Source organism: Allostella sp., from assembly GCF_041913585.1.
Classification (GTDB): domain Bacteria; phylum Pseudomonadota; class Alphaproteobacteria; order ATCC43930; family Allostellaceae; genus Allostella.
Genome location: NZ_JAYSFE010000192.1, coordinates 1 through 6101 on the forward strand (window position 1 = coordinate 1; position 6101 = coordinate 6101).

The window sequence follows — 6101 nt, forward strand, 5'->3', positions numbered from 1 at the left end:
GTCGACCGCGGCAGCATCCCGTACTCGGCGGTGACCCAGCCCTTGCCGCTGTTGCGCAGGAAGGGCGGCACCTTCTCCTCGACCGACGCGGTGCACAGCACATGGGTGTCGCCGAAGCGCGCCAGGCAGGACCCCTCCGCGTGCTTGGAGAAGCCGGGTTCGAGGCGGATCGCACGCAACGCGTCGGCGGCGCGGCCGGAGGGGCGCATCGTCGGGTTCCTTGGTTCTATGTCCGGAAGAGGGCGGAACCTACGCGCCGGGCGGCCGGCCGTCCAGCCCGGCCGCGGCATCCCGCCACCGGATGAGCCGCGCCAGCCCCTCCTCCATCGCGACCTCCGGCCGCCATCCGATGGCCGCCGCGGCCGCCGCATGGTCGATCCGGAAGGCCCCGCCGGAGGTCAGCCGCACGCGCCCGACCGGCGGATCGACGTGCTCGGGGGCGAGTTCGCTGCCGGCGAGCCGCGTCACCATCCGCACCAGATCGAGGGTCGTCACCGGTTCGGGGCCGGAGACGTTCACGGCGACGTCGGTGGCCGGGGCCACGAAGGCGGCGAGGTTGGCCCGCGCGACGTCGCCGACATAGACGAAGTGCTTGGTCTCGCTGCCGTCGCCGACCACCTTCGGCCGCTCGCCGCGGCGCACCCGGTCGAGCGTCTCGATGATGTAGAGGGCGTTGGCCGCGCGATAGTGCTGGCGCTCGCCGTAGACGGTGGAATAGCGGAGGACGACGTAGTCGAGCCCGTGCCGGCGATGGGCATCGCGGCAGAGCTGCTCGCCGATGATCTTCGACGCCCCGTAGATCACGGCGCCGGTGGGCGCCCCCATGGAATGGAACGGGGTCGACTCGACGAGATCCCCCGCCACGCCCGGGCCGTAGCCGTAGACGGCGTTCGACGAGGCGAAGACCATCTTGCGGACCCGATTGGCGCGGCACGCCTCGATCATGTTCTGGACGCCGCGGATGTTGACGTCGAGCCCGGTCCAGGGGTCGGCGTCCATCGAGATCGACATGGCCGCCGCCAGGTGCAGGACCCCGTCCACCCCTTCGCTCGCCGCCAGCAGCTGCGGCAGGCGCATGACGTCGGCGCGGACGATGCGCACGCGCGGGTCGGCCTCGAGATGGGCGACCGACGCCGGCGAGCCGAAGGCGAAATTGTCGATCAGCGTGACCTGGGCCGCGTCCCGGGCGAGCAGCAGGTCGGCGGTCGTCGACCCGACCAGGCTGGCGCCGCCGACGATGAGGAATCGTCCGCCGGCGATCGGCACCCCGGCATCGGCCTTGTTCATGCTCGTCCTCCCTCTTTTCTCCACCGTGCAACGGCTGGCATGGTATCCCAAGACCGGAGGATGCGTGCATTGACGGTGAGCGACCGCGTTCCCAGATGTTCGCCGGTGCAGGCGAATTTCCTGTTCCGATGATGCAGCCGTTCCGCAACGGCATGGTGACCGAGTTGAACGAGCGGTCGCGCGAGATTTTCCGCGTGATCGTCGACGCCTACATGGAGACCGGCGAGCCCGTCGGCTCGCGGACGATCGCGCGCCGGCTGGGACAGCAGCTGTCGCCGGCGACGATCCGCAACGTGATGGCCGATCTCGAGGATGCGGGCCTCCTCTATGCGCCCCACACCTCGGCGGGCCGCCTGCCGACCGATGCCGGCGTGCGCCTGTTCGTCAACGGCCTGCTCGAGGTCGGGCGGCTCAGCGAGGAGGAGCGGCGCAACATCGACGGCCGCTGCGCTGCCTCCGGCCGCAGCGTCGGCCAGGTCCTGGAGCAGGCGGGCGAGCTCCTCTCCGGCCTGTCGCGCTGCGCCGGCGTGGTCTTCGCCCCCAAGGTCGAGCGCTCGCTGCGACACATCGAGTTCGTCCATCTCGGTCCCGGCCGGGCGCTCGTGGTGATGGTGACCGAGGACGGGCTGGTCGAGAACCGCATCGTCGAGGTCCCGGTCGGCATGCCGCCGTCGGCGCTGGTGCGCGCCGGCAACTACCTGAATGCGCGGCTCAGCGGCCGCACGATCGAGGAAGCGAAGAACGAGATCACGGCCGAGCTGGAAGGCCATCGCGCCCAGCTCGACGAACTGGCGAGCAAGGTGGTCGCGGCCGGGCTCGCGACCTGGGCCGGTGGCCGCAGCGAAGGGGCGCTGATCGTCCGCGGCCAGGCCAACCTGCTCGGCAACGTGACCGCGATCGAGGATCTGGAGAAGATCCGCACCCTGTTCGAGATGCTGGAGGCCAAGGACTCGATGCTGCAACTGCTCGACGCCACCCAGTCGGGCGAGGGCGTGCAGATCTTCATCGGTTCGGAGCACAATCTCTTCGCCAACACCGGCTGTTCCGTGGTCATCGCGCCGTACCACAACAGCCGGGAGCAGATCGTCGGCGCGATCGGCGTGATCGGACCGACGCGGATCAATTACGCCCGGATCATCCCCATGGTCGACTACACGGCCAAGGTGATAGGGCGTATCATCGGCTGACACGGAAAGGCTTCATGAACGCACAGCACCAGGACCCGGCCGAGCGACCGGCGCCGGCCAACGATTCCCAGGGTGGGGACGAGGCCGGCGCGGCACCGGATCGCGTGGCCGAACTCGAAGCGGAAGTCGCCGCGCTCAAGGACCAGTACCTGCGCGCGGTGGCCGAGGCGGAGAACATCCGCCGCCGCGGCGAGCGCGAACGGCAGGACGTCGCCAAGTACGCCGCCACCAATCTCGCCCGCGACCTGCTGCCGGTGGCCGACAACCTGCGCCGGGCGCTGGAGGCGCTGCCCGCCGAGGCCCGCGCCGACGACCGGGTGCGCGGCTTCGTCGAAGGGGTCGAGATGACCGAGCGGGAACTGCTCGCCGGCTTCGGCCGCCATGGCATCGAGCGGGTCGACCCGGTCGGCCATCCGTTCGACCCCAACCGCCACCAGGCCATGTTCGAAGTTCCGGGGACGGACCAGCCGAACGGCACCGTGGTCCAATGCCTGCAAGCTGGCTGGGTGATGCACGACCGGCTGCTGCGGCCGGCCCTGGTCGGGGTCGCGAAATCCGCCGCCCCCGCCGGCGCGACACCCGTAGCGCCGATCGCCGACGACGAACCGACACTCGGATAGACCGCATGATCCGCGCCGCCGCCATCCTGTTCGTGCTGTTCTCGGTCATGGGCGCGGCGCGGGCGGATCCCTCCGCACCACCGGTCGCCATCGCCGACCTGATCCCGGGCATCGAGCCGGTGACGGTGACGGTGCAGGACCCCGTCTACAAGAAGAGCAAGCGTTTCCAGGGCTATCCGCTGGCCGCGCTGCTGCGCAAGGCGTGGCCCGAGGTGGACGGCTGGGCGGCCGAGGGCGCCGAACTGGTGCTGACCGCGGTCGACGGCTATGCCCCGTCGATGAACCTGGACCGCGCCCTGACCGGCAACGGCGTCGTCGCGGTCCGCGATCTCGACCGCCCGGCGGAGGATCCGTGGGAGCCGTTCGCCAAGGGCGCTTCGACGATCACGCCCGCCCCCTACTACCTCGTCTGGACCGGCATCGACGCCGACGACCCGCACTATCGCTGGCCCTACAAGCTGGCCCACCTCTCCGTCACTTCGTTCGAGAACCGCTATGGCGGCGCGGCGCCACCGGAGCGCGCGGGCGCGCGGGCGCAGCAGGGCTTCCGCCTCTTCGTCCAGAACTGCATGCCGTGCCACGCGGTGAACCAGATCGGCGGACACACCGGGCCGGAACTGAACGTGCCAAAGAACGTCACGGAATACTGGTCGGCGCAGCACCTGCGCGCCTTCATCGCGGCGCCGGAAAGCTACCGCCTGCGCAGCAAGATGCCGAGCTTCGGGCACCTGCCGGCCGCCGACCGGGCAGCGATCGTCGCCTATCTCACGGCGATGAAGAAGCGGAAGTCCTGCCCCGCCGGGACGTCCTGCTGAGCGCTCAGTCGCGGACGAGGAAGCGGATCGCGGCGCGGCCGTAGGTCCGCTCGTCGAGCAGGCGGAAGCCGGGCGGCGGCACGAACGGGTCGCCGGACGCACCTTCCGCCATCGCGACGGCGCCCGACCCGATCCAGCCGGCGGCGGCGAGCGCCGTCAGCGCCGCCTCGGCGGCCCCCGCCGCATAGGGAGGGTCGAGGAGGACGATGTCGGCCGGGTGCGGCGGCGGCGGCGGACGGGCGGCGTCGCCGGCGACGATGTCGACCCGCGCCGCCTCCCCCAGCCGCTCGACGTTGGCGCGCAGCAGCGCCAGGGCGGCCCGGTCGCGCTCGATGAACGTGACGTGCGCCGCACCGCGCGACAGCGCCTCCAGCCCGAGCGCGCCGGTGCCGGCGAAGGCGTCGAGGACGCGGGCGCCGCGCAGCGGCCGCACCGATGCGGGGCGGCCATGGAGGAGGATGTCGAAGGCCGCCTCGCGGACGCGGGCCGCCGTCGGCCGGATCGCCTGTCCCTCGGGCACCTGCAGGACGCGCCCGCGATGGCGCCCGCCGGAGATCCGCAGGCTCATCGCGCCCGCGGCGGACGGCCCGACGCCGGCTCCCGCGTGCGGCCGGCCGTGGCCGGGGCGGCGCGCAGCTCCGCCTCCGCCGCCACGCCGAGCTGGTCGCGCAGGACCCGGCCCGGCACCTCGGCGGCCGCACCACGTTCCAGCTCGCCGAGCTGGAAGGGGCCGTAGGCGACCCGGATCAACCGGTTGGTCCGGTGGCCGAGATGCTCCATGACGCGGCGGATCTCGCGGTTCTTGCCTTCGCGCAGGCTCACCGTCAGCCAGGCATTGTCGCCCTTCTGGCCATCGAGCACGGCCCGGATCGGGCCGTAGGCGACGCCGTCGACGGTGACCCCCGCCTCGAGGGCGGCGAGCCGGGCGGGATCGACATGCCCGTTCACCCGCACGCGGTAGCGGCGGACCCAGCCGGTGGCGGGGAGCTCGAGCCGCCGCGCCAGCGCGCCGTCGTTGGTGAGGAGGATCAACCCCTCGCTGTTGAGGTCGAGCCGGCCGACCGAGACCACCCGGGGCAGGCCCGGCGGCAGGATGTCGAACAGGGTCGGCCGGCCCTGCGGGTCGCGGTGGGTGGTGACGACCCCCGCCGGCTTGTGGAAGCGCCAGAGCCGGGTGCGTTCGGCCATCGGCAGGGGCTTGCCGTCGACGAGCACCGTATCGGCGGGTCCGACGACGCAGGCCGGGGTCTCCAGCACGCGGCCGTTCACCCGGACCCGCCCCTCGGCGATCCAGCGCTCGGCATCGCGGCGCGAACAGAGACCGGCCCGCGCCAGCACCTTGGCGATGCGATCCCCCTTCGTCCCGTCCGAGGACGGATCGGCGTCTGCCATCTCAGCCCGCCGCGGCGACGAAGGCCCCGAAGATCCGGCCGTCGCCCTCGCTGATGCCGTATTCCGGATGCCACTGCACCCCGAGACAGAAACGCTGGGCGGGATCCTCGATGCCTTCGATGACGCCGTCCGGCGCCACTGCATCGACGACGACGGAGGCGGGCACGCTCTTGACCGCCTGGTGGTGGGCGCTGTTCACCGGCAGTTCCGCCACGCCGACGATGCGGTGCAGCAGCGTGCCGGGGGTGACGCGCACGGCATGGCCGGGCTCGGTGCGCGGGTTCGGCTGCTCGTGGGCGAGCGCCCCCGGCACCTCGTCGGGGATGTGCTGCACGAGCGTGCCCCCGAGCACGACGGCGAGCAATTGCTGGCCGCCGCAGATGCCGAGGATCGGCATGCCGCGGGCGATCGCGCCGCGCGTCACTGCCAGTTCGAACGCAGTGCGACGGTCCTTGGTCTTGACGGTGGCGTGCCGGGTGTCCGCGCCGAACAGCGCCGGGTCGACGTCGAACGCCCCGCCGGTGATGACGAGGCCCTGGATGCGGTCGAGATAGTCGGACGCCTGGTCCGGCTCGTGCGGCAGCAGCATCGGCAGGCCGCCCGCGGCCGCCACCGCGGCGCAGTAGTTCTCCCGCAGCGCGTACCACGGCATCTTGGAGTAGCCGCCCGGGGATTCGGAATCGAGCGTGATGCCGATCGTCGGGCGCCGGCGCGAGGCAGAGGATGGTGCGGTCATGGGCGGGGAATGTAGGGCCCGCCCGTCCCCGCCGCAATCGAGCCCGTCACAATCGCGACGGTCG

7 protein-coding genes and 1 pseudogene are annotated in these 6101 nt (G+C 72.0%); 3 read left to right on the forward strand and 5 right to left on the reverse strand.

Annotated elements, in window-relative coordinates:
* Positions 1-209, reverse strand: a pseudogene (locus tag ACE3Q3_RS22410) (ribonuclease PH); the annotation flags it as partial.
* Between the two features lie 40 nt (positions 210-249).
* Positions 250-1287, reverse strand: coding sequence for an NAD-dependent epimerase/dehydratase family protein (locus ACE3Q3_RS22415; RefSeq protein ID WP_374449751.1), 1038 nt, complete (start codon positions 1285-1287; stop codon positions 250-252).
* A gap of 152 nt (positions 1288-1439) precedes the next feature.
* On the opposite strand from ACE3Q3_RS22415, the gene hrcA reads away from it, so the two are divergent.
* The 3 genes from hrcA to ACE3Q3_RS22430 are packed head-to-tail and all read left to right on the forward strand — an operon-like array spanning position 1440 to position 3909.
* On the forward strand, positions 1440-2474 hold the full coding sequence (gene hrcA, locus ACE3Q3_RS22420; protein WP_374449761.1) for a heat-inducible transcriptional repressor HrcA: 1035 nt from the start codon (positions 1440-1442) through the stop codon (positions 2472-2474).
* Between the two features lie 14 nt (positions 2475-2488).
* On the forward strand, positions 2489-3094 hold the full coding sequence (grpE, locus tag ACE3Q3_RS22425) for a nucleotide exchange factor GrpE (RefSeq protein WP_374449753.1): 606 nt from the start codon (positions 2489-2491) through the stop codon (positions 3092-3094).
* A 5-nt stretch (positions 3095-3099) separates the two neighbouring features.
* A complete protein-coding gene (locus tag ACE3Q3_RS22430) occupies positions 3100-3909 on the forward strand; it encodes a cytochrome c family protein (protein WP_374449756.1) in 810 nt (269 codons plus the stop codon).
* Positions 3910-3913: 4 nt separating this feature from the next.
* Here the strand turns inward: ACE3Q3_RS22430 and rsmD are convergent, their stop codons facing one another.
* From rsmD to ACE3Q3_RS22445, 3 genes are read right to left on the reverse strand one after another with little or no spacing between them, the layout of a single operon-like run.
* A complete protein-coding gene (rsmD, locus tag ACE3Q3_RS22435; RefSeq protein WP_374449757.1) occupies positions 3914-4477 on the reverse strand; it encodes a 16S rRNA (guanine(966)-N(2))-methyltransferase RsmD in 564 nt (187 codons plus the stop codon).
* Positions 4474-5301 (reverse strand): pseudouridine synthase, encoded by an 828-nt coding sequence (locus tag ACE3Q3_RS22440; protein ID WP_374449759.1) that lies wholly within the window; start codon positions 5299-5301, stop codon positions 4474-4476. Before ACE3Q3_RS22440 ends, rsmD begins: the two co-directional genes overlap by 4 nt.
* Position 5302: 1 nt before the next feature.
* Complete coding sequence (locus ACE3Q3_RS22445; RefSeq protein ID WP_374449763.1) at positions 5303-6037, reverse strand: gamma-glutamyl-gamma-aminobutyrate hydrolase family protein; 735 nt, start codon at positions 6035-6037, stop codon at positions 5303-5305.
* Positions 6038-6101: the final 64 nt, after the last annotated feature.

Excerpts from the sequence above, each read along its gene's own strand:
- ACE3Q3_RS22440 (WP_374449759.1), bottom strand. The coding sequence starts at position 5,301 with ATGGCAGACGCCGATCCGTCCTCGGACGGGACGAAGGGGGATCGCATC.
- grpE (WP_374449753.1), top strand. The coding sequence starts at position 2,489 with ATGAACGCACAGCACCAGGACCCGGCCGAGCGACCGGCGCCGGCCAAC.
- ACE3Q3_RS22445 (WP_374449763.1), bottom strand. The coding sequence starts at position 6,037 with ATGACCGCACCATCCTCTGCCTCGCGCCGGCGCCCGACGATCGGCATC.
- hrcA (WP_374449761.1), top strand. The coding sequence starts at position 1,440 with ATGGTGACCGAGTTGAACGAGCGGTCGCGCGAGATTTTCCGCGTGATC.
- ACE3Q3_RS22430 (WP_374449756.1), top strand. The coding sequence starts at position 3,100 with ATGATCCGCGCCGCCGCCATCCTGTTCGTGCTGTTCTCGGTCATGGGC.
- ACE3Q3_RS22415 (WP_374449751.1), bottom strand. The coding sequence starts at position 1,287 with ATGAACAAGGCCGATGCCGGGGTGCCGATCGCCGGCGGACGATTCCTC.
- rsmD (WP_374449757.1), bottom strand. The coding sequence starts at position 4,477 with ATGAGCCTGCGGATCTCCGGCGGGCGCCATCGCGGGCGCGTCCTGCAG.